At 64.8% G+C, this 489-nt stretch carries 2 protein-coding genes; both read left to right on the forward strand.

From position 1 onward, the window contains the following. Positions 1-143 (forward strand): hypothetical protein (locus EN780_RS37465; protein ID WP_133373011.1); only part of this gene is annotated, 143 nt, incomplete at its 5' end. Further along, positions 140-489 (forward strand): pyridoxal-phosphate dependent enzyme (locus tag EN780_RS37470; protein WP_128276652.1); only part of this gene is annotated, 350 nt, incomplete at its 3' end. The genes EN780_RS37465 and EN780_RS37470, both read left to right, overlap by 4 nt.

Here is a 489-nt window from a genome sequence, read left to right on the forward strand (position 1 = left end):
GGGTGGTGTATCCGGCGCTGCGCAACGGCGCCTATTACCCATGGGATTTCCAGCCGCTGCAGAAGGCGTCCGAGCGCTACATGCGCAACCACATGAACCTCGACAATCTCGAGGAGAGCAAACGGTATCCGCGAGGCGAATGATGACAACGCTCGTCCCCTCACTCGACCATCTCAAAATGGCCTATGCCGTCACCTCGGCCGCAACGCAGGTGACGCCATTGCTTGAGTCGACCGCGCTCGCCAGGGAGACGGGTGCGGCGCGTGTCTTCGTCAAGCCGGAATCGCTGCAATGGGCCGGCTCCTTCAAGGTCCGCGGTGCCTACTGGCGGCTGAAGCGGCTGTCGCCGGATGAGGCCAAGAAAGGTGTCGTCGCCTACTCGTCCGGCAATTTCGCGCAAGGGCTGGCCGCCGCCGGCCAGGCGCTCGGCATTCCCGTCACCATCGTGATGCCGATCGATGCGCCGGCCGCCAAGCGTGAGGCCACCGC

This window comes from Mesorhizobium sp. M4B.F.Ca.ET.089.01.1.1, from assembly GCF_004022605.1.
Lineage (GTDB): Bacteria > Pseudomonadota > Alphaproteobacteria > Rhizobiales > Rhizobiaceae > Mesorhizobium > Mesorhizobium abyssinicae.